Here is a 24176-nt window from a genome sequence, read left to right as displayed (position 1 = left end):
CTGCTCCTCAGCGGGCAAGCGCAAGTAGGCCTTCGACATCGAGATGGGTATCGATGTAGTCGGCAAGCGTGTCGAGCGCGCTCTCCACCCTGGCGCGGTACTGATGGTCCGCGGCCGGAATGTCCAGTTGCGCGAGAAACGCCTTGCGGAAACTGTCGGAGGCAAACAGGCCGTGCAGATAGCTGCCGTGCACGCGGCCGTCGCTGGATACCGCGCCTTCCGGCGCTCCGCCAATCAAAGCAAATGGCCGTGCACGATCCGGCCCGTCGGTATCCCCAATGTGAATCTCGTAAGCCTCGATCGGCCGGTTCGTCGCCATGTGGACTGCCGTGACCCGGGCTAGAGTCTTTTGTGCAGTCATCACCGTTTTTACGTCGAGGAGTCCGAGGCCGGGAGTTTCTCCCGCAGGTCCCTCGATTCCCTCCGGATCTGCCACACTGCGTCCAAGCATCTGGTAACCGCCGCAAATGCCGAGCACATGCCCGCCGCGACGATGATGCGCAAGAAGATCGATGTCCCAGCCTTGGGCTCGCAGGAAGGCGAGATCGCCGCGTGTCGACTTCGAGCCCGGCAGGATCACGAGCTTTGCATCGCCAGGGATTGCCTCTCCAGGCCGGACCATCACAAGATCGACATCAGTTTCCAGCTTCAGTGGATCGAGGTCGTCAAAATTCGCGATCCGGGACAGCGCGAGAAAGACAATTTTGCACTTGCCTACCTTGCGTGCGCCGGTAAGGCCGAGCGCGTCTTCGGCCGGAAGTTCGCTCGCGCGGGCGAAGTAGGGAAGGATCCCACATCCCCGCCATGTTGTGCGGGCTTCGATCAGCCGGTAGCCGTCGTCAAAAAGTGATCGATCGCCGCGGAACTTGTTGATGAGGAAGCCGCGGATCATGGCCGCATCTTCGGAATCAAGCACGGCCTTGATTCCGATGAGCTGCGCAATGACACCGCCGCGGTCAATGTCGCCGACCAAGACGACGGGAACGTCGGCCTTGCGGGCAAAGCCCATATTGGCAATATCGGCGCTCCTCAGATTGACTTCAGCGGGGCTGCCGGCGCCCTCGACGAGAACAAGATCGGCACGATGCTTGAGACGGGCGAAACTCTCGAGAACCGGCGCCATCAGCGATGGCTTCATCGCCGCGTATGCACGCGCGCGCAGCGTCGCAACGCGGCGTCCGTGCACGATAATCTGGGCGCCGACATCGGTTTCCGGCTTCAGCAAGACCGGATTCATATCTGTATGCGGCTCGACACCTGCGGCTTGCGCCTGCAATGCCTGCGCGCGCCCAATCTCGCCGCCATCGATCGTCACCGCGGCATTGTTCGACATGTTCTGCGGCTTGAAAGGCAGCACCCGATTGCCGCGCCGGGTCGCAGCGCGCGCAAGGCCGGCCACGATGAGCGACTTGCCCACGTCCGAACCGGCTCCCTGGATCATCAATGCGCGCGCCATCGAATCGGATCCCGATTGCTGGTCAGAACTCAACGCCAGGCTGGGCCTTGATGCCCGATCGGAAGGGATGCTTCACGAGCGTCATCTCCGTGACGAGGTCGGCGACGTCGATCAAGTCCTGCTTGGCATTGCGTCCAGTGAGGACGACATGCGTCATTGGCGGCTTTGAATTCTTCAGGAACTCAACGATCTCCCCAATCTCCAGATAGTCGTAGCGAAGCGCAATGTTGATCTCGTCGAGAACTACCATGCGCAAGCTTTCATCAGCGATCAGCTGCTTGGCTTTTTCCCATGCGGTGCGGGAAGCGGCAATGTCGCGGGCGCGATCCTGCGTTTCCCAGGTAAAGCCTTCCCCCATTGCATGGAATTGGCACAATTCGCCAAAATGCCCGGTGAGCAGGCGGCGCTCGCCAGTATCCCATGCACCCTTGATGAACTGCACAATGGCGCAGGGAAAGCCATGCGCGACGCACCGCAAGATCATGCCGTAAGCTGAGGAAGATTTTCCCTTGCCAGGCCCGGTGTGGACGATGATGAGTCCTTTCTCTCCACTCTTGGTGGCCATCATCCGGTCGCGCGCGGCCTTCTTCTTCGCCATTTTCGCCGAATGGCGTGCATCCAATGCGAATTCGGAGATCGCGGTCTCGTCCTCGGCAGCATCAGGTCTGGAAGTCATCTGCACGTCCCTTTGGCTTGACAAGTTGCACGCTTGGGCAAATGGTGGGGTAGCGTTGGTTCCTGTCCTACGACAGGCGAAGAGGGAATGCGATAGGGCTCCAGCCTCAAAGCTTGAGCCTGAAGCGCAGCCGCCCCCGCGACCGTGACCGGAGAGATCTCCAATAGCCACTGACCTTTAAAGGTTGGGAAGGTGGAGATCGAAGGAAAAACCTGCTCCGCAAGCCGGGAGACCTGCCAGCGCACCGATTGACCACCGGCGGACGGGGTGTTCCGCGACGGGGAGCGAACCCGTGCGTCGTTGGTTCGCGTACCTCATCGCCTCCGCCAGAGATACTTGAGAAGAGGCGATGACCGTCACACTTCACGTCTGCATCACCTGCCGTGCCGGCGAGGCCGTAAGGAAAGGCGAAATCACACCGGGCGCGCGTCTGCACAGCGCCATCCTCGAGGCTGGCGTGCCGGAGGGCGTCAGCGTCGCTCCGGTCGAATGCCTATCGGCCTGCAGCCAAGGCTGCTCGATTGCACTCTCCGGGTTTCGGCGCTGGTCCTATGTGTACGGTCGCTTGTCCGATGCAAACGCACCCGATGTGGTCGCCGGGGCTGCGGCCTATGCGGCGGCGCCAGATGGTATTGTGCCATGGCGCAGCCGACCGGAGATTTTCCGCACGCAATCGCTTGCCCGTATTCCACCTATTGCCGTCCTGCCGGAGTCCGCCGAATGAATACGCTCACCAAGGTTCCGGTGACCATCATCACTGGCTTTCTCGGGTCAGGCAAGACGACGCTGATCCAACACCTGATCACCAATGCGAATGGCAAGAAGCTTGCGGTGCTCGTAAACGAGTTCGGCAGCGAGGGCGTCGACGGTGAGATCCTGAAATCCTGCGCCGAGATCAGCTGTCCTGCCGAAAACATCGTCGAGCTCGCCAATGGCTGCATCTGCTGCACGGTTGCCGACGACTTCATCCCGGCCATGGAACAGCTACTCTCGCGCCGCGTGAGGCCTGACCATATCCTGATCGAGACATCGGGCCTGGCTTTGCCGAAGCCGCTGCTCAAGGCGTTCGACTGGCCGCAGATCCGCTCGCGAATCACAGTCGACGGCGTGATTGCGCTCGCGGATACCGAGGCCGTAGCGGCCGGCCGCTTTGCGCCCGACCCTGCCGCAGTGGAAGCGCAGCGTTCGGCCGATCAAAACCTCGATCACGAGACGCCGCTATCGGAAGTGTTCGAGGATCAGATCGCGTGCGCGGATATCGTTCTGCTCACGAAGGCGGACCTTGCCGGCGCGGAAGGACTTGAAGCGGCCAGGGCGGCGATCGCTGCCGAAACGCCGCGTCGCGCGCCGATGCTGCCTGTCGTCAACGGTGCCGTCGATACGCGTGTGATCCTTGGTCTCGAAGCGGCGGCTGAGGACGATCTCGCTGCGCGACCTTCTCATCACGATGGCGAAGAAGAGCACGAACACGACGATTTTGCTTCGATAGTCATCGAGCTCCCGGAAGTTGCTGACGTGGATGCGCTGGTCGAATCGATCCGGCGGCTTGCGCGTGAGCACAACGTCCTGCGTGCCAAGGGATATATCGCGGTCGCGGGCAAGCCGATGCGGTTGCTGCTGCAATCGGTCGGCGAGCGGGTGGGGCATCAGTTCGACGTGCCCTGGGGCACGCGGCCAAGGCGGTCGAAGCTGGTTGTGATCGGCGAACGCGACGATATCGATGAGGCGGCCATCAAGGCGGGACTCGGTATCTGATGCACATCGTCTTTCGCGAGAGCCGCGGTCTTGCGGAGACCGCGATCCCTAAGGATCTCGGGCAGGATCCGGCCGACCTCGTCGTGCTCTCGTTCTCAGACAGCGATCTCGCCGCGTTTGCCGCCGGTTGGCGTCGCGGCCGTGGTAGCCTGCCGCCGTTGAGGCTCGCGAATCTTGCCGAGCTGCTTCATCCGCTGTCGGTCGACACCTATATCGACCGGACGCTGTCGCATGCGCGCGGCATTTTGGTGCGCTTGATCGGCGGCGAGTCCTACTGGTCATATGGGCTGGCTGCCCTGCATCAACTTGCGAAGGACCACGACATCGCGCTTGCGGTGCTCCCAGCGGACGGTCGTCACGATCCGCGGCTGGATGCGCTTTCGACATTACCCGTCTCGACGCTCGGACGGCTGAAGGCGTTGTGCGACAAGGGCGGAACGGTTGCGGCGCAGGCAGCAATCGCCCAACTCGCGCTGGCCTCGGGTCTCTACGCGGGACCTGTCGCCGGCGAAGTTGAAATTCCCGAGATCGGTTTCTACGATCCGTATCGTGGTGCAATCGTGGCGCTGCCAAACAACCCCGATCGGGGGCGGCGTGCGCTCGTCACCTTCTATCGATCCTATCTCACCGCAGTCGATACCGCTCCGGTCGACGCGCTGATCACAGCCCTGCGGAAGAAGGGTTTTGATGCGTATGGCGTGTTCGTCACCTCTCTAAAAACGGCCGGTGTGGCGAATTGGCTTAAACGACAATTCGAGCAATGCCCGCCTGCTGTGATCGTCAATGCAACCGCCTTCTCTGCGGTCACCGACGACGGCACGACGCCTTTCGATGCAGCATCCTGTCCGGTGTTCCAGGTCGCATTGTCGACGGCCCGGCGCGATGAGTGGTCGCAATCGCTTCGCGGTCTCTCGCCGGGCGATCTGGCGATGCACGTGGTGTTGCCGGAGGTTGACGGCCGGCTGCTGGCAGGCGTGGTCAGCTTCAAGTCGCCGAGCGCACGCGATCCTGATCTGCAATTCGCGCACCTGGTGCACATGCCCGACGACGAACGTGTCGGGGCTGTGGTAGATCGGGTGGCGGCCTGGCACAGGCTCGCGAACAAGCCGGCATGCACGAAGCGGTTGGCGATTGTGCTCTCGAACTATCCGGGTCGTCCGCACCAGATCGCGCATGCGGTCGGGCTCGACGCGCTTGGTTCGGTGGAAACGCTATTGTCCGATCTCGGCGATGCCGGTTTTGACGTGAAGGCAACAGAAGCGCTTAGTGCCGCTCTCCTGCAGGAGAAATTGACCTTTAGCGTTGCTGATTACGGTGAGGAGCTGGCGAGACTTCCGCACCAGCTGCAGGATGATCTCGCGCGCGCCTGGGGTGCGCCGGAGAACGATCCCGCCTGCAGTGACGGCGAATTTCATTTCTCAGCGATCGAGCGTGGGAAGGCGATTATCACCGTTCAGCCGGAACGCGGGGATGTCACCAATCGTGACACCGAGTATCACGATCTCTCGCACACGCCTCGCCACGCCTATATCGCGTTCTATCTCTGGCTGAGGCAGCAAGAGGTCGACGCGGTCGTCCACATGGGCACGCATGGAACTCTGGAGTGGCTGCCCGGCAAGTCGGTCGCGCTGTCGGCTACCTGCTGGCCGGAAGCACTGATTGGCGACGTGCCGGTGGTCTATCCCTTTATCGTCAACGATCCCGGTGAGGCAGCCCAGGCCAAGCGGCGCATCGGTGCGGTCACGATCGGCCATTTGCCGCCGCCGCTGGCCCAGGCCGCGTTGCCTAAAGGGTTGCGTCCGCTCGAGCAACTCCTCGATGAGTATTCTACGGCTGATGGTCTCGATCCCGCGCGCCGCCACCGCCTGATTATAGCGATCCGCGATGAAGCGCGTGCCGCGGGCCTGGAAGAGGATCTCGGCCTTGGCGCCTCGGCCGCTCCGGCGGAGGCCATTCCCCGGATCGATCGCTTCGTGTGCGATCTCAAGGAGAGCCAGTTCGGTGATGGCCTGCATGTGTTCGGTCGCGGGGGGTGCGGCGATGCGGAAAAGGGTGCGCTGCTTGACGCGCTCTTTGGTCGACGCGTTGCTCCGGGCCCGGCAGGCTCGCCGCATCGTGGGCGGGGCGATGTGCTGCCAACGGGGCGCAATCTGTTCACCGTCGATCCCCGCGCGGTGCCTACGCCCTCGGCGCATGCGCAAGGAATCAAGCTTGCCGAGGAATTGCTGCGCCGTCACCTGCAGGATCACGGCGATTGGCCAAAGGGGCTGCTGGTTGATCTCTGGGGTTCATCCACCATGCGCACCGCAGGCGAGGATTTTGCGATGGCCCTGCACCTTGCAGGCATCGCGCCGCGCTGGGATCACGGGTCAGGTCGGGTCTCGGGTTATGAGATCATCGCGCCAGCCGCGCTTGGCCGGCCGCGCATCGATGTGACGCTGCGCGTTTCAGGACTGTTTCGCGATGTCTTTCCATCTCTTGCGCAACTATTCGAGGCGGCGGCCGTAGCGCTTTCTGAACGCGGCGAGGAAGGCGACGAGAATCCCTATCGCCATCGCGCCGCGCGCGTGTTCGGGCCTCGGCCGGGGCAGTACGGTGTCGGTATGGCATCGATACCGGATGTATTCACCCAAGGTTCGCAAAATGCCGCCGGCGAAGCTTGGCTTTCAGCTTCATCGTGGACGTTCGCGCCCGACGGCACGATGCGCCCTGATCGCTCAGGTATCGAGGCAAGGCTCGTTTCCACCGATGCCTTCGTCCACGCGCAAGACCTGCCAGAAACTGACCTGCTATTAGCCTCAGACTATGCCGTACACCAGGCGGGCGCTGCGGCGGCCGCGGCGCGCCTGGGCATCGCCGCCCCTTCACTTTATCACCTCGATGCCACGCGCCCAGATCAGCCGCATGCACGCTCGTTGACCGAGGAGATATCGCGCGTCGTACGTTCGCGCGCCGCCAATCCGAAATGGATTGCCGGGATGATGCGCCACGGCTTTCGAGGGGCGGCCGAGATCGCGGCGACACTTGAGCACATGGCAGCCTTCGCCCATCTCGCGCAGGCCGTGCCGTCGCAACTGTTCGATCTCTATTATAACGCGACGCTTGGTAGCGAGGACGTTCGCACTTTCATGGCACGCGAGAATCCGGCGGCGCTCGTGGCGATCGAATCATGCTTCACTCGATTGCATGAAGCTGCGCTTTGGCGTACCCGGCGCAATTCGATTGCGGCCGCGCTGCGGGAGGCCTCATGAGCGCGGTTGCGATCAAGGGCTGGTGTCCCGGTGCCTTACGGCCGATGCGGTCGGGAGATGGGCTCCTGGTTCGTATCCGGCCACGTCGTAGCCGGCTTGATGCGAAGCAGGCGGCAGGAATTGCAGCGCTGGCCAAGCGCTACGGCAATGGCCTGATCGATCTGACCAGCCGGGGCAATCTGCAAATCAGGGGCATCAGCGATAAAGGTCACCGGCCGCTGATCGAGGAACTCTCTTGGCTGCACCTGGTCGATCCGGATCCCGAGTCGGAGGCGCGGCGCAACATCCTGGTCACGCCTTTCTGGAGCGCAAGTGACGACACCTGTTTGCTCGCAGCAGAACTTGAGCAAGAGCTTGCGATGGGACCGCCCGGCCTGCCGACCAAATTCGGCTTCGCTGTCGATTGCAGTATGGAGCGCGCGCTTGCCAACGCCTCCGCCGATATCCGCATCGAGCGTAGCCTGGCGGGAGAGCTGATCGTGCGTGCCGACGGCGCTGAGCATGGTCACCCTGTCACGCGAAGAGACGCCATAAAGTTCGCGCTCGCGCTTGCCGAATGGTTCGTCACCTCCGGCGGTGCCAGAGACGGGCGAGGGCGAATGGCAGCGTACATCCGCGCTGGCGAAAAATTGCCAGACGCGCTTCGTGGCCACGTTGAGCCGGCTCGAATGATCGCCGAGCCGCGTCCGCGAATCTATCCGCAAGGCGCGATGGTCGGCGCCGCATTTGGGCAAGTGACACATGCGGCGCTCTCCGATCTGGCTGGATGCGCGCCAGGATTACGAATGACGCCGTGGCGCATGATCCTGGCGGAAGAGTTGCGTGAAATGCCCGGCTGCGAGGGCCTCATCACCCAAGCCGACGATCCGATTCTGCGCGCTGTCGCCTGCAGCGGTGCGCCCGCCTGCTGTGATGCGCATGCCGATACCCGCGCATTTGCGGCGGCGCTTGCGCCTCACATTGCCGCCGATTACCAGCTCCACGTCTCCGGTTGCACCAAAGGCTGTGCCCATTCCGGCGCGGCTTCGATCACTCTTATCGCAACCAGAAATGGGTTCGATCTCGTCCGCGGCGGCTCGACAAGAGAGGCGCCGGTCTTACGTGGACTGAGCCCCGGCCGCATGATCGCAGATCCTTCCGTTCTTACGGGAGAGCGCTGATGCCACACGTCTATGAGACCAATGGCGCAGCGATCTACCGTCAGTCCTTCGCCACCATCCGTGCCGAGGCGGACCTTGAGCGCTTTTCGGCCGACGAGGAGTCGGTGGCCGTGCGCATGATCCATGCTGCGGGCATGGTGGGTCTCGAATCCTACATCCGTTTCACGCCCGGCATGGCGCGCATCGCGCGGTCCGCACTGTTGAATGGCGCGCCTATCCTCTGCGACACGCGCATGGTGGCGGAGGGAATCACGCGCGCGCGCCTGCCGGCCGACAACGCCATCATCTGCACACTCGACGATCCCGCGGTGCCGTCGCTCGCAAAATCTATGTGCAACACCCGCTCGGCTGCAGCGCTGGAGCTGTGGCGAGCGCGTCTGGATGGCGCGATCGTCAGCATCGGGAATGCACCGACCGCATTGTTTCACCTCCTCAACATGCTGGAGGATCGCAACTGTCCAAGGCCGGCAGCGATCATTGGTTGTCCGGTCGGCTTTATCGGCGCCGCTGAAGCAAAGGCCGCGCTGATGGCCGACCCGCCCGCACCGGCGCTGACCATCGAGGGACGTCTTGGCGGCTCCGCTATAGCGGTTGCCGCCGTGAATGCGCTGGCAAGCCGGAGCGAATAGCCATGGGGCGCATCATCTGTTGCGGCCTCGGGCCAGGCAATCCGGAGTTGATGAGCGTGCGTGCCGATCGCGAGGTCCGCGCCGCCAAGCACATTGCTTATTTCCGCAAGAAGGGACGCCGCGGACAGGCTCGACGCATTGTCGATGGGCTGCTGGCAAATGACGTCTGCGAATATCCGATGGAATATCCAGTCACTACGGAGATTGCCTTCGATAGTCCGGAATATGTACGCCTCCTCGCTGCCTTTTACGACGAATGGGCGGAGCGTCTTGCGCGGCTCGCCCGCGCCATCGACATCGTCGTGCTCTGCGAGGGCGATCCTTACTTCTATGGTTCCTTCATGCACCTCCACGCCCGTCTGCAGGGACGAGTCGAGATCGAGGTGATCGCGGGCATTCCCGGCATGGCCGGTTGCTGGAATTCGGTCGGACGGCCAATCGCACTCGGCGACGATGTGATGACGGTGCTAATGGGCACGCTGGCGGAGGACAAGCTCGAGCGGCGCGTGCGCAATTCCGATGCGCTCGTCATTATGAAGACCGGGCGCAATCTGAATAAGGTGCGCCGTGCCCTCCAAGCCGCTGACCGACTTGGCGATGCATGGTTGATCGAACGCGGCACTATGCCGGGCGAGCGCGTCGTGCGGCTAAAGGATGTGGATGAGACCGAGTGTCCCTATTTCGCGATCGTGCTAGTGCATGGGCATGGGCGGCGAATGGAGGCCGCCGAATGACTGGTACGTTAACAATCGCGGGACTTGGGCCGGGCGATAAAGCGCTGGTCACGCCGGAAGTTTCCGCCGCGCTCGCCGTTGCAACCGACGTGGTGGGCTATGCACCCTATGTCGCGCGCGTGGAGCCGCGTGAAGGGCTGACGCTGCATCCATCAGACAATCGCATGGAGTTGCAGCGCGCAAAGGACGCCTTGCGGCTGGCATCGGGAGGAGGCCGCGTCATTATGGTTTCCTCCGGCGATCCGGGAGTATTCGCGATGGCTTCCGCCGTGTTCGAAGCGCTCGAAGCGGCACCGCAATGGCAGGGGCTTGCTATTCGCGTATTGCCCGGCGTGACCGCGATGCTGGCTGCGGCTGCGCGCGCCGGCGCGCCGCTCGGCCACGATTTTTGCGCGATCAATCTCTCCGACAATCTGAAGCCGTGGTCGACGATCGAGAAGCGTCTGCGGCTTGCCGCAGAGGCCGACTTCGCGATCGCGATGTACAATCCGCGCTCAGTGAGCCGGCCCGAGGGCTTTGGACGCGCGCTCTCAGTTCTGAAGGAGGCGAGCTGCGGCGAACGCCTGGTGATCTTCGCGCACGCTATCAGTACGCCTAAGGAGCGAATTGAAACAGTGATGCTGCACGAGGCGCGGCCGGAGATGGCCGACATGAGAACCCTTGTCATCCTCGGTAATTCGGCGACACGTCGCGTCGGTCCCTGGGTCTATGCCCCGAGGCACGCCCGATGACTGAGCCATTGCATGACTTCGGCTACGCTTTCCACTCGCAGCCTAACGGGCAATTCGGGCCGCGTGAGCATGACAACGGGAAGGCCAAACTCGCGCGCGGCGTCGATCTTGGCACGTGCGCCGGTTCCCCCGGCATTACGGGCAACGATCCATTCGATGCCGCGCGAGCGCATCATCTCCAATTCGCCGGTAAGGGTGAATGGTCCGCGCGACACGATGAGATCGGCGTCCGGAAACGGCAGCGATCTATCGGGAGGATCGACAAACCTCAAAGTGTAGACGTGCTGAGGCTTGGTGCTGAAGCGTTCAATATGCTGCCGACCGATCGCAAGAAACACTCGCGCGGGATTCTCCGGCAACGCCGCGACAGCGGAAGTGATATCCGAGACCTCGATCCAATTGTCTCCGGGCATTTTCGCCCAGGGCTCGCGCTCGAGCGCGATCAGGGGCGTCCTGGTCGCCTCGCACGCCGCAACCGCGTTGCGGCTCATATCGGCGGCGAAGGGATGGGTCGCATCGATGAGATGCGTAATTCCTTCCCGACGAATGTATTCGGCAAGACCACTCGCGCCGCCAAACCCGCCGATGCGGGTTGGCAGCGACTGGCCGCTCGGAGCTCGCGTCCGTCCGGCATACGAATAGATCGCGTCGAGCCCCGCGCGCGCGGCGGCAGCCGCAAGCAGATTAGCATCGCTCGTTCCGCCCAGAATGAGGACGCGCATCATGGATAATCCCTGGCTGACAATTATCGGCATTGGCGAAGATGGCCTTGTCGGCCTCTCGGAAGCAAGCCGAAAGGCGCTTGGGGAAGCCGAGACCGTGTTCGGCAGCGAACGGCATCTCGTCCTCGCCGGCATTAACGGCCGCGGTCATCGCTGGCCGGTGCCCTTCGATGCGGACTGCGTGCTGGCGTGCCGTGGGCGTCCAACAGCGGTGCTCGCCTCGGGCGATCCGTTCTGGCACGGTATCGGTAGCAACCTTGCGGGGCGGCTGAGCAGGAGCGAATGGATCGCGCATCCTGCTCCCTCGACATTCTCTCTTGCCGCGGCGCGGCTGGGCTGGCGGCTCGAATCTGTCATTTGTCTCGGACTTCATGCCGCGCCCTTCGAACGCCTAGTGCCGCATCTCGCACGCGGAGCTCGCATCATCTGTCTCGTGCGCGACGGCAGGGCAGCCGGCGATCTTGCCAGCTGGCTGACGGCGCGCGGCTGGGGCGCGTCACCGCTGTGGAGTCTCGCCGCGCTCGGTGGGCCGCGCGAACTTGTGATACTGTATCGAGCTGACAGCTACGCGGCCGATGCGGGCGTCGGTCCGCTGGCAATTGCGCTCGAAGCCACTGGACCGGACGGAGTTCCGCGCGCCTCCGGCCTTTCAGACGCGCTCTTCGTGCATGACTGCCAGATCACCAAACGGCCGATGCGCGCGCTCGCGCTCTCGGCGTTGGCGCCGAGGCCCGGTGAAAGGTTGTGGGACATCGGCGCGGGCTCCGGTTCGATATCCATAGAATGGGCTCTCTGCGGTGGCACGGCGATCGCAATTGAAGCGCGGGGCGATCGTGCAGCGAACATCCGCAGCAACGCCGCGGCCTTCGGCCTGACGCATCGGATCAGCGTGATCGAGGGAGCGGCACCTCAGATCCTTTCAGGCCTTGAGACGCCGCAAGCCGTCTTCATCGGCGGTGGGGCCGACGCAGCGATGTTCGATGCCGTCTGGTCGCGCATCGAGGCAGGAACGCGGATGGTTGCCCACGCAGTTACGCTGGAGACAGAGGCGCTGCTTTGTGACCTGCATCAACGCCACGGCGGCGAACTGATGCGGGTCGAGATCGCGCATGCCGGTCACCTCGGACGTTATCGCTCCTGGGAGGCGGCGCGGCCGGTCGTGCAATGGAGTGCGGTGAAGTGAAGGTCGCAGGTTTAGGATTTAAGCGAGACGTGATGGTTGCTTCGCTTCGTGAAGCGCTCGACGCTGCGGGAGGTTCTGACGGTCTCGCTGCAGTCGCCACCGTCAGCGAGAAGGCCGAAACCGCTGCGCTCCAAGCGCTGGCGTGTGAACTCAATGTCCCGGTCAGACCCGTTCCTGCCGATGTCCTGGCTGGCGTGATCACGCCCACACAGTCCGAATTCATCAGGGCGAAGTTCGGCACGGGCTCCGTCGCCGAAGCCGCGGCGCTAGCCGTGGCAGGCCGTGGCGCGCGCCTTGTTTCGACGCGGACCGTTTCTCAAGATCGAATGGCGAGCGCAGCAATCGCGGAAGGGGACGGCGAATGACTGTGCACTTCATCGGCGCCGGACCGGGCGCAGCCGATCTGCTCACCTTGCGTGGACGCGATCTCATCGCCGCCTGTCCGGTCTGCCTCTATGCCGGCTCGCTCGTGCCGGAGGGAGTCCTCGCGTATTGCCCAACGGATGCGCGCATCGTCAACACTGCCCCACTATCGCTCGACGACATCATATCGGAGCTTGTCACCGCGCATCGTGAGGGCAAGGACGTGGCACGGCTGCATTCTGGAGATCTGTCGATCTGGTCGGCGATGGGCGAGCAATTGCGCCGGCTGACTGCGCTGCAAATTCCCTATTCAATCACGCCAGGGGTGCCGGCCTTTTCCGCCGCCGCGGCGGCGCTCGCGGCCGAGCTCACGCTGCCGGGTCGCGCGCAATCCGTCGTGCTGACGCGAATGCCGGGCAGGGCGAGCGCGATACCGGAGGCCGAAAAACTCGCCGCCTTTGCCACGACCGGTGCGGTGCTCGCAATCCATCTCTCGATCCATCTGCTTACCAAGGTGATTGATGAGCTGACCCCGTACTATGGAGCAGACTGCCCGGTCGCGATCGTTTGGCGCGCGAGCTGGCCGGACCAGCGCATTATTCGCGCCACGCTCGGCACGCTGGATTCTGCTGTCAGCAGCGAGCTCGAGCGTACGGCCGTCATTCTGGTCGGTCGCACACTGGGTTCGGAAGATTTCGCAGAAAGCCGCCTGTATGCTGCCGACTATGACCGCCGCTATCGGCCGCTCGGGCCGACGCCGCGCTTTCCGGAAGGCTCGTGATGGCGGCGAGCCTCGTCATCTCCGCGCCTGCATCCGGTGTCGGCAAGACGACGCTGACGCTGGCACTGGCACGCGCCTATCGCGATCGCGGGCTAAAGGTGCAGTGCTTCAAGAGCGGGCCCGATTATATCGATCCGGCGTTTCACGCGGCCGCCACGGGGCGCTCCTCGCTGAACATCGATAGCTGGGCCATGCGTCGTGAGGCGATTGAATCGGTCGCATCGCGCGGCGCCGATGCGGACCTCGTTCTGGCCGAAGGTTCGATGGGCCTGTTTGATGGCGTTGCCGCACCGGGCGTCTCGGGTACCGGCGCGACTGCCGATATCGCCGAGATGATGGACTGGCCGGTCCTACTCGTGATCGATCCCTCCGGACAGGCGCAAACCGCCGCGGCGATGGCTGCGGGACTGCGCGATTTCCGCGCGGGCGTGGGTCTTGCCGGCGTCGTTCTCAACCGCGTCGCCAGCGCGCGGCACGAAGACCTGGTGCGCCGCGCCCTGTCAGGCGCCGGCATTGCGGTATTCGGGGGCTTGCCCCGCCATGCCGCCATCACCTTGCCGAAGCGGCACTTGGGTCTCGTGCAGGCCGAGGAGCAGGCTGAGATCAACGGCCTCATTGCAGAGGCCGCGCGCGTCGTTGCCGAGCATGTCGATCTGGATGCGGTGCTGCAATCGGCGTGCGCCTGGAAGGCGCCAAGCGACGCGCACGGTCTAGACGTCAGGCCGCCCGGCCAGCGCATCGCTCTCGCACGCGACGCCGCATTCTCGTTCGTCTATACGCACATACTGGAGGGCTGGCGCGCAGCCGGAGCCGAGATTGTGACCTTCTCGCCGCTCGCCGATGAAGGCCCTGATGACAGCGCCGATGTCTGCTGGCTGCCGGGCGGCTATCCGGAATTGCACGCTGGCCGACTCGCAACAAATCGCCGATTTCGCCGCGCGCTAACATCCTTTGCGAAGACGCGGCCGGTGCATGGCGAATGCGGGGGCTACATGGTGCTGGGCTCCGCCCTGACCGACGCCAACGACGTACATCACGAGATGACGGGATTGCTCGGCCTGGAAACGAGTTTTGCCCAACGTCGCATGCATCTGGGCTATCGGCTTGCGGAGCTTGCGATGCCAATGCCTGGGCATCAGGCTGGTACGCGTCTGCGCGGCCACGAGTTCCATTACTCCACGATTGTCTCTCAGCCCGATACACCCCTGGCTATCGTGCGTGACGCGACCGGCGCGGTCGTTGTGGAGACCGGCTCGCGACGCGGCTACGCCACCGGCACGTTCTTCCATCTCATTGCGGAGGACAGGTGAGCGGCTTTGTTTCGTTTGTCTCGGCTGGTCCAGGCGATGCGGAGCTCCTAACGCTCAAGCCGGCCGGGCGTCTGAGCGTCGCGGAATTTCAATTGCGTGCCGCTGGCCCATCAGGAATCGACAACCGTGGTCTATATTGGCAAGCGGACATTTCCAGCGCCGACAGACGCGGCAAACTGCGATGGCGTCGGGGGCCATGCCGTGCTCAATCAGCCTTCACGAGGATTCTTTTCGGCGCGCTGGCGGGAGAGAGAGCTTGATGACGCCGCCGCCCGATCTCGCGAGCCCCTTGACGCGTCCTCGTCGGAAGGAGCACACAGTACAAGCATGGTGCTCCAAGCGGCGCAAAGCTCCGGAGCATAATCGGGAACGGGGAAGGGCGGACCCAATTGCGGCGCCCGAAGCCCCGGCCGCTCCCGCGACTGTAAGCGGTGAGGAGCTCCGATCCGCCACTGGGCCGTCAGGCTCGGGAAGGCCGGAGACCCGTTTCGAACCGCGAGCCAGGAGACCGGCCCTGCAGTTTTTGACACGAACGCCGTCGGGTGGGACGGCAGAAGGAAGGACGTAGATCATGCATATCGAACCAGGTATCGTTACGGGCGCCAAACTCGTGCTGGGATACGCGACAGCCGCTGTTGCCGGAGGCTGCGCCTTGAAGCTGGCGGCAGAAACCGTGCGCGAGCAGGGGATCGTTTCATTCGCGGTGCGCACCGTCGCCACAACGGTCCTGGTCTTCTCGTTCTTCGAACTCCTGCCGCATTTCCGGGTCGGGGTCTCGGAGGTGCATTTCATTCTCGGCTCGACGCTATTCCTCTTGTTCGGCGCAGCGCCAGCCGCGTTTGGGATAGCGCTTGGTCTTCTGCTTCAGGGGCTGTTCTTCGCACCGGCCGATCTGCCGCAATACGGCATGAACGTGACCACGCTGCTGGTGCCGCTTATTGCGATCCGGGCGCTGGCCGGGCGGATTATTCCCCGCAACACCGCCTATGTTGATCTGCAATATCGCCAGGCGCTTGCGCTTTCGACCGCCTATCAATCTGGCATCGTGATGTGGGTCGCTTTCTGGGCGTTGTATGGTGCGGGCTTTGCGGCCGAGAATCTCACTTCCATCGCGTCTTTCGCCGCGTCCTACGCGGTCGTCGTTGTCATCGAGCCGCTGGCTGATCTGGCCGTGCTGGCAGTGGCGAAATCGATGCGTACCGTGACCGGGGACGGCTTCGTCACCTACCGCTTGCACAACGCTGCATAAGTTTAAGTGAGGGCGGTCGCAGGCAGCGGCCGCCCTTCGCATAAGTTATGCTGACGCTCTCACTGATAGGCATCGGTTGCGGCGATCCCGAGCAGCTAACGTTTGCTGCGGTGCGTGTGATCAACGCCGCCGATCTCGTCCTCATCCCGCGCAAGGGCGCCGCGAAATCCGATCTCGCTGAATTGCGGCGGACGATTTGCGCACAGGTGCTTAACAACGACCGGACGCGGATCGCCGAGTTCGTCATGCCCGTGCGTGACGCCGGCCAGGAGGATTACCGCAAGAGCGTGGACGAATGGCACGCTGCGCTGGCCGCGACCTGGTCGCAGGAATTTGCACAGCATCTCGGAAGTGAGGGGCGCGTTGCCCTCCTGATCTGGGGAGATCCTTCGCTATATGACTCGAGCCTGCGGATCGCGCGAAGGCTCGATCCGTTGCCAGCCATCGAGGTCGTCCCCGGCATCACGTCAATCCAGGCGCTTTGCGCGGCACATTCGCTGCCGCTGAACGACATCGGGGAGCCTTTCCTGGTGACAACGGGACGGCGGCTGCGCGAAGGCGGTTGGCCGTACGGCACGAACACGGTGGTCGTGATGCTCGATCGCAGCGCAGCGTTTCAGTCGCTCGATCCGGCAGGGCTATACATCTGGTGGGGCGCCTATATCGGCATGCGTGAGGAGATCACGATGTCGGGTGCGCTGGCCGATGTGGGTCCAAGCATCGTCGCCGTGCGACAACAAGCGCGCGAAAGGCATGGCTGGATCATGGACAGCTACATTCTCAAGCGCGGATCGTAGCGCTCCCCGCGAACGGGCTCGCTCGGTAACGACAACATTCAACGGCAGGACAACATGCTACCGGAGTGGGTCTATCAGGAGTGCCCCGACGTTTCGCCGATCCATCGCGATGCAGCGCTGGCCCGCCAGGCTGAACTTACCAAACCGAACGGCGCACTCGGCCGGCTCGAGCATCTCGCGATCGAACTCGCCTGTCTGCAACGAACGGAGCAGCCGCGAGCCCAACGCGTGCCGATCATCGTCTTCGCCGGCGATCACGGGATCGTCGCCCAGGGCGTATCGGCCTATCCGCAGGAAGTCACGATCGCGATGATGTCCAGCTTCGCCTCGGGCGGCGCCGCTATTTCGGTACTGGCACGCGAGCTGGGCTTGAGTCTCGAGATCGTCGATGCGGGCACGCTCGCGGAAGTTCCGATCAAGGGTGTCGTGACCGACAAGCCACGCCGGGGGAGCCGCGACTTTAGCGAGGAACCGGCACTTGAGCCCGCGGAGTTGGCTTCAGCCCTTGACTGCGGCAAGCGCGCGGTTATGCGGGCTGCGACGACGGAACCCGATCTTTTGATCCTTGGCGACATGGGCATCGGCAATACCACGACTTCGGCGGCAATCGCCGCGGCCCTGCTTGGCATGAGCGCCGAGCAAATGGCCGGCAGCGGAACGGGTGTGGATGCTGCCGGTCGCGCACGTAAGGCGCACCTGATAGACGTCGCGTTGGCTCGTCATGGGCTCGCAACGCCAAGTATTGCGGCCGAGCGGATCCTTTGCGCGGTCGGCGGTCTGGAAATTGCGGCGATTTGTGGCGCGATCATCGCCGCCGCACAGCGTCGCCTTCCGCTTCTGATCGACGGCTTCATCGTTTCCGTCGCGGCATTGGCAGCGGTGCGTCTCAATCCTTCGTGTCGGCGATTTCTTTTGTCCTCGCATCAATCGGCAGAGCAGGGCCACCGCCTGGTTCTCCAGGCCTTGAATGTTCAGCCCCTATTCGATCTAGGTCTTCGGCTCGGCGAGGGATCGGGCGCCGCACTCGCATTGCCGATCCTGCGGCTTGCATGCGCCCTGCACAACGGCATGGCGACTTTCGCGCAAGCCAAGGTTCCGAATCGCTCATAAGGTGACATTCTGATTTACGGACACAACCCGCCAATCGTTCCGCAGCCGATCAATTCGCGTTATGGATAGCGGATGGATAACAAAGCGCAAGGCTGCTTGTGGTGCGATGTCGAGCGCGACGCAGAGCGCAGCGCGAATGGTGCCAGAGTGGACGACGAGCGTTGCCAAACCGGGAGTTATCTTGCCAAGCCCGTGCCGGACCCTGGCGATTTGATCTTCGAAGCTTTCGCCGCCGGGTGGGCTTGAGCGAGCTGCATCCTTCCAGAACTGCGCATAGCTTTCTCCTCCGAAAGCGGCGAGATCGTCGTGACGTCGGCCCGTCCAATCTCCGAAGTTCTGCTCCATGAACTCAGGCACCGGGATTGGGTTAAGCCGAAGGGCACGCGCTGTATCGAGAGTTCGTTGAGACGGACTAGCATAACTTAGATCGTTCTGCGGCAAGCACCTTCGCACGGCTTCCAAATGCGTCAAGTCACCAAGCTCGGCCGGAGCATCGGGAGGATGAATTATACCTCCCGGGCAGTCAACAACCGCATGCCGGATCAGCCAAAGGAAGGTCTCTCCTTCCATTCAATACCTCCAAAGATGTGACGGCCATGCGATGTTGTTGCAAGTAAGATAGGGCACTTCCATTTCCGCGTTGTCAATGCGAGAAGGTCTACGCGAACACCGCTCCGATAGGGCACGTAACTTCACCCATCAATGGAGTCTTCGACCAGGCTGACATTGACTCTACGCCGGGCTTAATTCTAGATGTTCACGATGGTTCCCTGTCGAAGTCGTCGATCAGCAGAAGAGCAGGGGCAGGGCGACAATGTGGTTTGGTCGCTGTCACTGTTTGCCGCGATCACGGCGATGCTGGGCGCCGCGGTTGGAATAAGGTCGATCAAGCTTAGACATAACGGGGCGGTTTCCTTGTATCGAGGCTGGCATGCCTGCCATCACGTGCTCGGCTTGATTTCGATTTTTTCGTCCTCACGTGCATATTCAGTGGTTGGCTATCGATGGACCATGGAAGGCTGTTTTCAGGGGGCAGTTGACCACCGTATCCACACCAGCCTGGGACGCGCTGCCACCTATGGCCCGTAAGTCAATATCGCCGCTCGCCCCGGAGGGCGATCGCCGGCGATGCCGCCGTGGACCGAATTCCGGAAGGGTGATTTGCAGGCGAACAATCGCTGGTGCTATGAGTGCCGACGCCGCAACATTCCACTCATCACGCTTGAGACGCGCCTCAAATACGTCAATCTGAACTGATTGCAATCTCGCGATCCCAAATGCGATACCCAGCTGGGTGAAGATCAGCTATTGTGCGAAGGATGTTTGCAACATCCCAGTCGCTGGCCGGATAGTCCAGGGCGAAGATATGGGCTCGTCTTTCGTAGGCTCTGTTGAAAATCTGCCGCCCAATGCCGCCAACAATCTCGCTGACGCTTTTACTTGATGTTGACCGCACCTCGTCACCCAAGACATGGCTCAGCGCCGGGTTCATGAAGATCCCGGCTGCAAGCCAGGCCAGTGGAAATGATGTGAAACTGGACGTCGTCCGTCGGCAGTTCGCCAAGATCGGAGACAATTGGATGGAAGTCGAGGAGTTTCGCAAACGTGGCCTTGCCGAACGTGGTCATCGTTCTGTGCATCTTTGGTGCGGCGTTGCCCGATGATGCGGAAGCTCGTCGAGCAGTCTCACATCAATATTGTCGTGGTTGGAACGGACAGCGGCGTCTGGGTCTTGGGGGCATACCACCGTCTGAAATCCACCCTTCCTCGGTTCGCGATACTGGACGGAAACCTCGAGCGCGCCAGATGAAGAAGAGCGAATGTGAGCAAGTCATTCGCCTTCTGCTTCACAAGTGGCGCATCACGGACTGTTGGTTCGATGAGGCCCAAGGCTAACCCGAGCTTTTCGAAATTCTAGAGTCCTGGACGGAGCAAAATTACTCGAATTATATTACGGAACCACTACATCCGTCAGATTCGATGTCGAGATGTGGTTTGATCAGGAATTCAAGCTAGCTTGGCGTCGGTAGCGCTATCCGGCTCAGAACAGACGCGGATCAAGAACGAATGGTTCGACAGAGATGACAGAGATGCGCGCCGCGTCCTTGTGAGTGTGATTGATCAAGATGTTGACGTCGGGAGACTGATCACGAGGGACGATGGCAGAGGGAACGCGGAGCAGGGGCCCCGCGACCGCGGCGTGCCATTGATCGCCCCTTTGCTGGGTTCAAACTTCCTGGCATCGCCAATCGCCAGGCAAATCACTTACGCCGAGCGTCTCGAAGCCAAGGTCATTTGGCGCATCATAGCGCACCATCACAAGCGCGGGCATGAGGGCCGGATCCTCGATGTGGATCAGCTTTTCCAGCACGCACAGAGCAGGGGACGTGCTGCAGTAGGTGATAGGCCGGCCAACCGTATTCCAGCGCCCATCAAAATGCAGGCCATAGCCACCATCGAAAGTCTTGGCATGCTGCACACCTGACAAACGCCAAAGCAGCATCAGGCGGCGGCGCCACACGCGATCTTGCCCAGTATGGTCTCGACGACACGTCCGCCAGTTTCGGTTTGTGCTACCGCCAACGGCGTCTCGCCATGAAGTTCTGCTAGCGAACGCCGGAGCCATATATTCGCCTTGTCGACGTCGAAGGTGTCCCCGGCAAGCGTCTGCACGCGCACCAATCGCACTGCCCGATCGGATTCTTCCACGGTGAGCGGTTGATTTTTCTCTGCGCGATGCCGGCGCGTGCGTTGCGGAATGATGAACAACTAGATTTTCTGATCGGTAAGTCCCCCCTTTGCCAACCCATGCAGCGCGGTCAGGGGAAGCCGCTCTCGCACCGCTAGGGCGAGGTCCGCCTGGGAGCGTATGACCCCTGCAAGGACCGAGCGCCCGCCGAGCTTCCTTGCTGGATTTCGACAATGGACACAGGAGCCTCCTTTAAGAGAACCGCAACATGCCGTATAAATAGCGGCATATTGCCGGATTTCCAAGGGCGCCGAGCGTCTTATTCTTCAGGTCGTACTCCGTGTAAAATTTCGTCCGCTCTTTCAGGCACAGATTCATGAAGGCGAAATCAACCATCACCTCTGGCTCTATACCGCCCTCCACACCTTGGATTTCCCGATCCTCATGAGCTAAGCACCCTGATCGTCGGTCTCTGCGTCTGCCGATTATTGTTCTCCATAACCGACATAAATTACTTGCTGGCGCCGCTTGCGCTATTCATTCGGCGCTTGGGATATAGTTTCGCCAAGCAAAGATCGCATCAGGAAGTCAATCCTGAGCTTGCCGGTTTGGCCGAGCAGCCGAGCCCCAACTATCCGGGAGGCAGGCCGAGGCTGCCGGCCAAGGACTGGACCGAATCTAGGCGCCATCCTCCAGCGCTGATAAAGCCTCGCTGCAGATCCCCAAGCTGCCAATGCGCTTCGCTCATCGTGGCGCCTGCGTGGTATCGATGATAACTTGTGCTGACTTCCGTGTCTTCTGCGAAAGTTTCGTGACCGACGTCTGGTTCTCGCGCGCATCAGACGTCTAGCGATGATGTTGCGGCTGCGCACCAACAGTCCCGACCTGCTTTGGTTTTGGCCGCCGGGCGTAAAACGCGACGGCCAACAGTAGACCGACGTCAGTACCACGACGGACGAACGGGCCATCCATTTGACCAAGGTCAATGCGCTGCAAGTATTTCTGGGTACAATACGTGATCTGGTCATTTGGAGCCACGGGTCATTTGGAGTCACGGGATGTCAGCAACCGAAATCGCAGCGCGTCATTTCTCCGCCGCAATTGCTGAAGCGGCAGGCGCGGGCCACACGACTGACAGCGTCTGCCGAGCGCTGCTCGGTCTCCTGGTGACGAAATATCTCGAGAGCCGGCCCGTCGCCGACGTTCAGTCGGAGCTGCGCTTTGTCGCCGAAAATTGCGACCCCGCCACGGATTTCATGTTCATGCGGCCGTAGCGAGCTATCGCTCTAACGCGTCGCGCTCACCCCGTCACTTCGACCTGTTGACTCGCGACGACGATGGGGTTTGGCGGACGAGCCCTCTAAATAGCAACCCGCAGTCTCACCCATCGTTTCCGGCTGCCGCGCCAGCGAGGCCGCGGGCGACAGCAGGATCAACGACCGCGCGGCGGAGATCGCGGCCACCAGAGGCAAGTCTCCGCGCCAAAGAACCCGCCGACGAAGGCGCCGAGCCGAGCGGGGCGGGTGCCGTAGCTCATGATGCTGATGGCAGAGACGCGGCCGAGCAGTGAGGGCGGCGTCGCCGATTGCCGCAGCGTCGTGTTCGAGATCACGCACAGGATCGGGCCCGCTCGAGCAGGAAGAAGCTCAGGCTCGCGAGGAGCGGCGTCGGGCCGATGTGGTCAGCGACATCACGGCTGGGGCGATTGAAAATATCCAATGTGCGAATTGGCTATGCGGGAGGCGTTCCCGCATGTGAAGGCGACCCCACCGCACTGAGGCGCTGGTTGCGCCCTCGGTTTTCAAACTCTTGCGTCGCTGCTCCCTTCGTGAGATCTGCCAGCGAAGATGGCTTTTCCGGCCCCATCGAGAGCGCGAGGTTTTCGGCACGGACGTCCGAGCTTGGCTACGATAGCTTCGATCCGACACCTTTGATCCAGATCGGGCGATCGCTGGGATGCCGTTTCGGCCGTGCACCGAGTTCCGGAAGGGTGATTTGCAGGCGAACAATCGCTGGTTCTACAAGTGACAACGGCCCGCAACATTCCACTCACCACGCTAGAGAGGCGCCTCAAATACGTCAATCTAGAGTGGGAATGCATTTCTCGCGTACCCGAAATGCGATACCCACTTGGGCAAAGATCAGGGCGCCGACCTGCGAAGGATGTCTGCAACACTCCCGTCGGTGGTCCGGCATGATCCAGGGAAGTCGTTTTTTGCCTACGTCACCAAGGACGAGGCCGAGACCAGCGTGCTGTTCGAGCTCATCGTTCACCACGCCACTATCGTCGAGATGAACGTCTAGACCCTATGTTCGCCCTCTGAGGTGACGGGCGGCCCGCCCCGCGGCAAGCTCCTATCGAGGGTTGCGCCGGATGGTCCGGCGCCGAGCCTCAAGCATGGGGAGCGGGCCTGATGAACGATAGCATTTTCGTGGGGCTGGATGTGCACAGGCGACGATTTCGGTTGCGGTGGCCGAAGGGATGCGCGGCGGGGAAGTTCGTAACTTGGGGATCATCCCTAATCGCGCTGACCAAATCGCCAAACTGGCGAAGAAGCTTGGCAAGGGTGACCGGCAGGTAAGTTTTTGCTACGAAGCCGGTCCTTGCGGATATGGCGTGCATCGACAACTGAGGGGCCTGGGGCACAATTGCATCGTGGTGGCCCCCTCGCTGATCCCGATGAAGGCCGGGGATCGGGTAAAAACCGACCGGCGCGATGCGGCGATGCTGGCCAAGCTGCACCGGAGCGGCGAACTGACAGCGGTGTGGGTTCCGGATGCGGCGCATGAGGCCATGCGCGACTTGGTGAGAGCCCGCGCCACCGCGATGCGTGTGCTCGGCAAGGCGCGGCAACATCTCCAAGGCTTCCTGCTGCGGCATGGGCGCATCTATGCCGGGAAGAAGGGGGGACTCTGGCTTATCGTCGCTGGCTCACCACGGTGCGCTTCGATCACCCGGCGAGCCAAATCGTTCTGCAGGACTACATTCATGCCGTGACCGACGCGGAGGCCCGTGTGGACTGCTTGACCAAGCGGATGGAAGAGCTGGCGCCACAATGGTCGATGACGCCATTCGTTGAGGCCGTACAGGCCATGCGCGGCGCCGCCTTCATCGTTGCCGTGACCGTGGTTGCCGAGGTCGGCGAGTTCTCCCGCTTCGACAATCCCCGCCAGTTGATGGCCTTTCTCGGCCTCGTGCCGTCGGAGCATTCGAGTGGCGCCACCATCCGACGCGGCGGTATCACCAAGGCCGGCAACGCTCTGGCCAGGCGGGCTCTGATCGAGGGGGCATGGAGCTATCGCATGCAAGCCCGCGTCAATCGCAAGCTCCATGACCGTAACGAGCGCCTGCCACATGCTATCCGCGATATGGCCTGGAAGGCCCAGGTCAGGCTGTGCGCCCGCTATCGCCGCTTGTCGGCGGCCGGCAAACCCAAGGTGATCGTCACCACCGCCATTGCACGCGAGATGGTCGGCTTCCTGTGGGCGATCACTCGTCAAGTACAACTCGGGCCGGCCGCCTGAAGAGCGCTGCTCGACCATATCGGTGCCGAGGGCAGGAGGCAGGGCGCGGTGGGGA

General features: G+C 62.3%; 23 protein-coding genes, 2 pseudogenes and 2 riboswitches. Of the genes and pseudogenes, 17 read left to right on the top strand and 8 right to left on the bottom strand.

Annotated features, from left to right (window positions below; translation table 11 throughout):
- Nucleotides 1-7: 7 nt before the first annotated feature.
- Together QA643_RS27410 and cobO are read right to left on the bottom strand one after the other, a co-directional pair.
- Nucleotides 8-1456 (bottom strand): cobyric acid synthase, encoded by a 1449-nt coding sequence (locus QA643_RS27410; protein WP_283028858.1) that lies wholly within the window; start codon nucleotides 1454-1456, stop codon nucleotides 8-10.
- 22 nt (nucleotides 1457-1478) lie between these two features.
- The gene (gene cobO, locus QA643_RS27405; RefSeq protein WP_283028857.1) at nucleotides 1479-2132 is read right to left on the bottom strand and encodes a cob(I)yrinic acid a,c-diamide adenosyltransferase; all 654 of its coding nucleotides are present in this window, start codon (nucleotides 2130-2132) and stop codon (nucleotides 1479-1481) included.
- A gap of 39 nt (nucleotides 2133-2171) precedes the next feature.
- Nucleotides 2172-2388: riboswitch (cobalamin riboswitch) on the top strand.
- A gap of 93 nt (nucleotides 2389-2481) precedes the next feature.
- On the opposite strand from cobO, the gene QA643_RS27400 reads away from it, so the two are divergent.
- Genes QA643_RS27400 through cobJ form a run of 7 tightly spaced genes read left to right on the top strand, consistent with a single transcriptional unit; the run spans nucleotide 2482 to nucleotide 10392 of the window.
- Nucleotides 2482-2856 (top strand): DUF1636 domain-containing protein, encoded by a 375-nt coding sequence (locus tag QA643_RS27400; protein ID WP_283028856.1) that lies wholly within the window; start codon nucleotides 2482-2484, stop codon nucleotides 2854-2856.
- A complete protein-coding gene (gene cobW, locus QA643_RS27395; protein WP_283028855.1) occupies nucleotides 2853-3887 on the top strand; it encodes a cobalamin biosynthesis protein CobW in 1035 nt (344 codons plus the stop codon). Before QA643_RS27400 ends, cobW begins: the two co-directional genes overlap by 4 nt.
- The gene (gene cobN / locus QA643_RS27390; RefSeq protein ID WP_283028854.1) at nucleotides 3887-7138 is read left to right on the top strand and encodes a cobaltochelatase subunit CobN; all 3252 of its coding nucleotides are present in this window, start codon (nucleotides 3887-3889) and stop codon (nucleotides 7136-7138) included. Before cobW ends, cobN begins: the two co-directional genes overlap by 1 nt.
- Nucleotides 7135-8298, top strand: a complete 1164-nt coding sequence (gene cobG / locus QA643_RS27385; RefSeq protein ID WP_283028853.1) for a precorrin-3B synthase — start codon at nucleotides 7135-7137, stop codon at nucleotides 8296-8298. The genes cobN and cobG overlap by 4 nt, the downstream gene beginning before the upstream one ends.
- The gene (locus QA643_RS27380) at nucleotides 8298-8927 is read left to right on the top strand and encodes a precorrin-8X methylmutase (protein WP_283028852.1); all 630 of its coding nucleotides are present in this window, start codon (nucleotides 8298-8300) and stop codon (nucleotides 8925-8927) included. Before cobG ends, QA643_RS27380 begins: the two co-directional genes overlap by 1 nt.
- Before the next feature lie 2 nt (nucleotides 8928-8929).
- Nucleotides 8930-9661 carry a precorrin-2 C(20)-methyltransferase gene (locus QA643_RS27375; RefSeq protein WP_283028851.1) on the top strand — a complete coding sequence of 244 codons (732 nt, stop codon included), beginning with the start codon at nucleotides 8930-8932 and terminating at the stop codon, nucleotides 9659-9661.
- The gene (cobJ, locus tag QA643_RS27370) at nucleotides 9658-10392 is read left to right on the top strand and encodes a precorrin-3B C(17)-methyltransferase (RefSeq protein WP_283028850.1); all 735 of its coding nucleotides are present in this window, start codon (nucleotides 9658-9660) and stop codon (nucleotides 10390-10392) included. Before QA643_RS27375 ends, cobJ begins: the two co-directional genes overlap by 4 nt.
- Here cobJ and QA643_RS27365 read toward each other — a convergent pair.
- Nucleotides 10368-11117, bottom strand: a complete 750-nt coding sequence (locus QA643_RS27365) for a cobalt-precorrin-6A reductase (RefSeq protein ID WP_283028849.1) — start codon at nucleotides 11115-11117, stop codon at nucleotides 10368-10370. The genes cobJ and QA643_RS27365 overlap by 25 nt on opposite strands.
- Here QA643_RS27365 and cbiT point away from each other — a divergent pair.
- The 7 genes from cbiT (at nucleotide 11116) to cobT (ending at nucleotide 17907) form a co-directional block, all read left to right on the top strand.
- Complete coding sequence (cbiT, locus tag QA643_RS27360; protein ID WP_283028848.1) at nucleotides 11116-12297, top strand: precorrin-6Y C5,15-methyltransferase (decarboxylating) subunit CbiT; 1182 nt, start codon at nucleotides 11116-11118, stop codon at nucleotides 12295-12297. The genes QA643_RS27365 and cbiT overlap by 2 nt on opposite strands.
- Nucleotides 12294-12662, top strand: a complete 369-nt coding sequence (locus QA643_RS27355; protein WP_283028847.1) for a cobalamin biosynthesis protein — start codon at nucleotides 12294-12296, stop codon at nucleotides 12660-12662. Before cbiT ends, QA643_RS27355 begins: the two co-directional genes overlap by 4 nt.
- Complete coding sequence (gene cobM, locus QA643_RS27350; RefSeq protein ID WP_283028846.1) at nucleotides 12659-13441, top strand: precorrin-4 C(11)-methyltransferase; 783 nt, start codon at nucleotides 12659-12661, stop codon at nucleotides 13439-13441. The genes QA643_RS27355 and cobM overlap by 4 nt, the downstream gene beginning before the upstream one ends.
- On the top strand, nucleotides 13441-14751 hold the full coding sequence (locus QA643_RS27345) for a cobyrinate a,c-diamide synthase (protein ID WP_283028845.1): 1311 nt from the start codon (nucleotides 13441-13443) through the stop codon (nucleotides 14749-14751). The genes cobM and QA643_RS27345 overlap by 1 nt, the downstream gene beginning before the upstream one ends.
- A gap of 311 nt (nucleotides 14752-15062) precedes the next feature.
- Nucleotides 15063-15283: riboswitch (cobalamin riboswitch) on the top strand.
- 39 nt (nucleotides 15284-15322) lie between these two features.
- A complete protein-coding gene (locus QA643_RS27340; RefSeq protein WP_283028844.1) occupies nucleotides 15323-16000 on the top strand; it encodes an energy-coupling factor ABC transporter permease in 678 nt (225 codons plus the stop codon).
- A 47-nt stretch (nucleotides 16001-16047) separates the two neighbouring features.
- Nucleotides 16048-16797: a precorrin-6A synthase (deacetylating) gene (cobF, locus tag QA643_RS27335; RefSeq protein ID WP_283028843.1), complete on the top strand. Its 750-nt coding sequence runs from the start codon at nucleotides 16048-16050 to the stop codon at nucleotides 16795-16797.
- A 54-nt stretch (nucleotides 16798-16851) separates the two neighbouring features.
- Nucleotides 16852-17907, top strand: a complete 1056-nt coding sequence (gene cobT, locus QA643_RS27330; protein ID WP_283028842.1) for a nicotinate-nucleotide--dimethylbenzimidazole phosphoribosyltransferase — start codon at nucleotides 16852-16854, stop codon at nucleotides 17905-17907.
- Here the strand turns inward: cobT and QA643_RS27325 are convergent.
- The 4 genes and pseudogenes from QA643_RS27325 to QA643_RS27310 form a co-directional block, all read right to left on the bottom strand.
- The gene (locus QA643_RS27325) at nucleotides 17902-18477 is read right to left on the bottom strand and encodes a histidine phosphatase family protein (RefSeq protein ID WP_283028841.1); all 576 of its coding nucleotides are present in this window, start codon (nucleotides 18475-18477) and stop codon (nucleotides 17902-17904) included. The two genes, cobT and QA643_RS27325, sit on opposite strands and share 6 nt — an antisense overlap.
- Nucleotides 18478-19150: 673 nt before the next feature.
- Entirely contained in the window at nucleotides 19151-19399 is a 249-nt protein-coding gene (locus QA643_RS27320) for a hypothetical protein (RefSeq protein WP_283028840.1), read from the bottom strand.
- Between the two features lie 549 nt (nucleotides 19400-19948).
- A pseudogene (locus QA643_RS38770) lies at nucleotides 19949-20410 on the bottom strand (RES family NAD+ phosphorylase).
- Nucleotides 20410-20676, bottom strand: coding sequence for an antitoxin Xre/MbcA/ParS toxin-binding domain-containing protein (locus QA643_RS27310; RefSeq protein ID WP_283028838.1), 267 nt, complete (start codon nucleotides 20674-20676; stop codon nucleotides 20410-20412). The pseudogene QA643_RS38770 and the gene QA643_RS27310 overlap by 1 nt, the downstream one beginning before the upstream one ends.
- A gap of 978 nt (nucleotides 20677-21654) precedes the next feature.
- Between QA643_RS27310 and QA643_RS27305 the strand changes: the two genes are divergently transcribed.
- Nucleotides 21655-21870 (top strand): hypothetical protein, encoded by a 216-nt coding sequence (locus QA643_RS27305; RefSeq protein ID WP_283028837.1) that lies wholly within the window; start codon nucleotides 21655-21657, stop codon nucleotides 21868-21870.
- Between the two features lie 158 nt (nucleotides 21871-22028).
- Here QA643_RS27305 and QA643_RS38765 read toward each other — a convergent pair whose 3' ends face one another.
- Nucleotides 22029-22208, bottom strand: a complete 180-nt coding sequence (locus QA643_RS38765; RefSeq protein ID WP_349253230.1) for a hypothetical protein — start codon at nucleotides 22206-22208, stop codon at nucleotides 22029-22031.
- Between the two features lie 551 nt (nucleotides 22209-22759).
- Here QA643_RS38765 and QA643_RS27295 point away from each other — a divergent pair.
- Together QA643_RS27295 and QA643_RS27290 are read left to right on the top strand one after the other, a co-directional pair.
- Nucleotides 22760-22900, top strand: a complete 141-nt coding sequence (locus QA643_RS27295) for a hypothetical protein (RefSeq protein ID WP_283028836.1) — start codon at nucleotides 22760-22762, stop codon at nucleotides 22898-22900.
- A 110-nt stretch (nucleotides 22901-23010) separates the two neighbouring features.
- A pseudogene (locus QA643_RS27290) lies at nucleotides 23011-24121 on the top strand (IS110 family transposase).
- Nucleotides 24122-24176: the final 55 nt, after the last annotated feature.

The sequence above is a fragment of the Bradyrhizobium sp. CB3481 genome (assembly GCF_029714305.1).
GTDB lineage: Bacteria > Pseudomonadota > Alphaproteobacteria > Rhizobiales > Xanthobacteraceae > Bradyrhizobium.
This window is presented reverse-complemented; position numbering and strand designations above follow the sequence as displayed.

Excerpts from the sequence above, each read along its gene's own strand:
- QA643_RS27410 (WP_283028858.1), bottom strand. The coding sequence starts at position 1,456 with ATGGCGCGCGCATTGATGATCCAGGGAGCCGGTTCGGACGTGGGCAAG.
- cobO (WP_283028857.1), bottom strand. The coding sequence starts at position 2,132 with ATGACTTCCAGACCTGATGCTGCCGAGGACGAGACCGCGATCTCCGAA.
- QA643_RS27400 (WP_283028856.1), top strand. The coding sequence starts at position 2,482 with ATGACCGTCACACTTCACGTCTGCATCACCTGCCGTGCCGGCGAGGCC.
- cobW (WP_283028855.1), top strand. The coding sequence starts at position 2,853 with ATGAATACGCTCACCAAGGTTCCGGTGACCATCATCACTGGCTTTCTC.
- cobN (WP_283028854.1), top strand. The coding sequence starts at position 3,887 with ATGCACATCGTCTTTCGCGAGAGCCGCGGTCTTGCGGAGACCGCGATC.
- cobG (WP_283028853.1), top strand. The coding sequence starts at position 7,135 with ATGAGCGCGGTTGCGATCAAGGGCTGGTGTCCCGGTGCCTTACGGCCG.
- QA643_RS27380 (WP_283028852.1), top strand. The coding sequence starts at position 8,298 with ATGCCACACGTCTATGAGACCAATGGCGCAGCGATCTACCGTCAGTCC.
- QA643_RS27375 (WP_283028851.1), top strand. The coding sequence starts at position 8,930 with ATGGGGCGCATCATCTGTTGCGGCCTCGGGCCAGGCAATCCGGAGTTG.
- cobJ (WP_283028850.1), top strand. The coding sequence starts at position 9,658 with ATGACTGGTACGTTAACAATCGCGGGACTTGGGCCGGGCGATAAAGCG.
- cbiT (WP_283028848.1), top strand. The coding sequence starts at position 11,116 with ATGGATAATCCCTGGCTGACAATTATCGGCATTGGCGAAGATGGCCTT.
- QA643_RS27365 (WP_283028849.1), bottom strand. The coding sequence starts at position 11,117 with ATGATGCGCGTCCTCATTCTGGGCGGAACGAGCGATGCTAATCTGCTT.
- cobM (WP_283028846.1), top strand. The coding sequence starts at position 12,659 with ATGACTGTGCACTTCATCGGCGCCGGACCGGGCGCAGCCGATCTGCTC.
- QA643_RS27345 (WP_283028845.1), top strand. The coding sequence starts at position 13,441 with ATGGCGGCGAGCCTCGTCATCTCCGCGCCTGCATCCGGTGTCGGCAAG.
- QA643_RS27340 (WP_283028844.1), top strand. The coding sequence starts at position 15,323 with ATGCATATCGAACCAGGTATCGTTACGGGCGCCAAACTCGTGCTGGGA.
- cobF (WP_283028843.1), top strand. The coding sequence starts at position 16,048 with ATGCTGACGCTCTCACTGATAGGCATCGGTTGCGGCGATCCCGAGCAG.
- cobT (WP_283028842.1), top strand. The coding sequence starts at position 16,852 with ATGCTACCGGAGTGGGTCTATCAGGAGTGCCCCGACGTTTCGCCGATC.
- QA643_RS27325 (WP_283028841.1), bottom strand. The coding sequence starts at position 18,477 with ATGGAAGGAGAGACCTTCCTTTGGCTGATCCGGCATGCGGTTGTTGAC.
- QA643_RS27320 (WP_283028840.1), bottom strand. The coding sequence starts at position 19,399 with ATGAACCCGGCGCTGAGCCATGTCTTGGGTGACGAGGTGCGGTCAACA.
- QA643_RS27305 (WP_283028837.1), top strand. The coding sequence starts at position 21,655 with ATGTCAGCAACCGAAATCGCAGCGCGTCATTTCTCCGCCGCAATTGCT.
- QA643_RS27295 (WP_283028836.1), top strand. The coding sequence starts at position 22,760 with ATGTCTGCAACACTCCCGTCGGTGGTCCGGCATGATCCAGGGAAGTCG.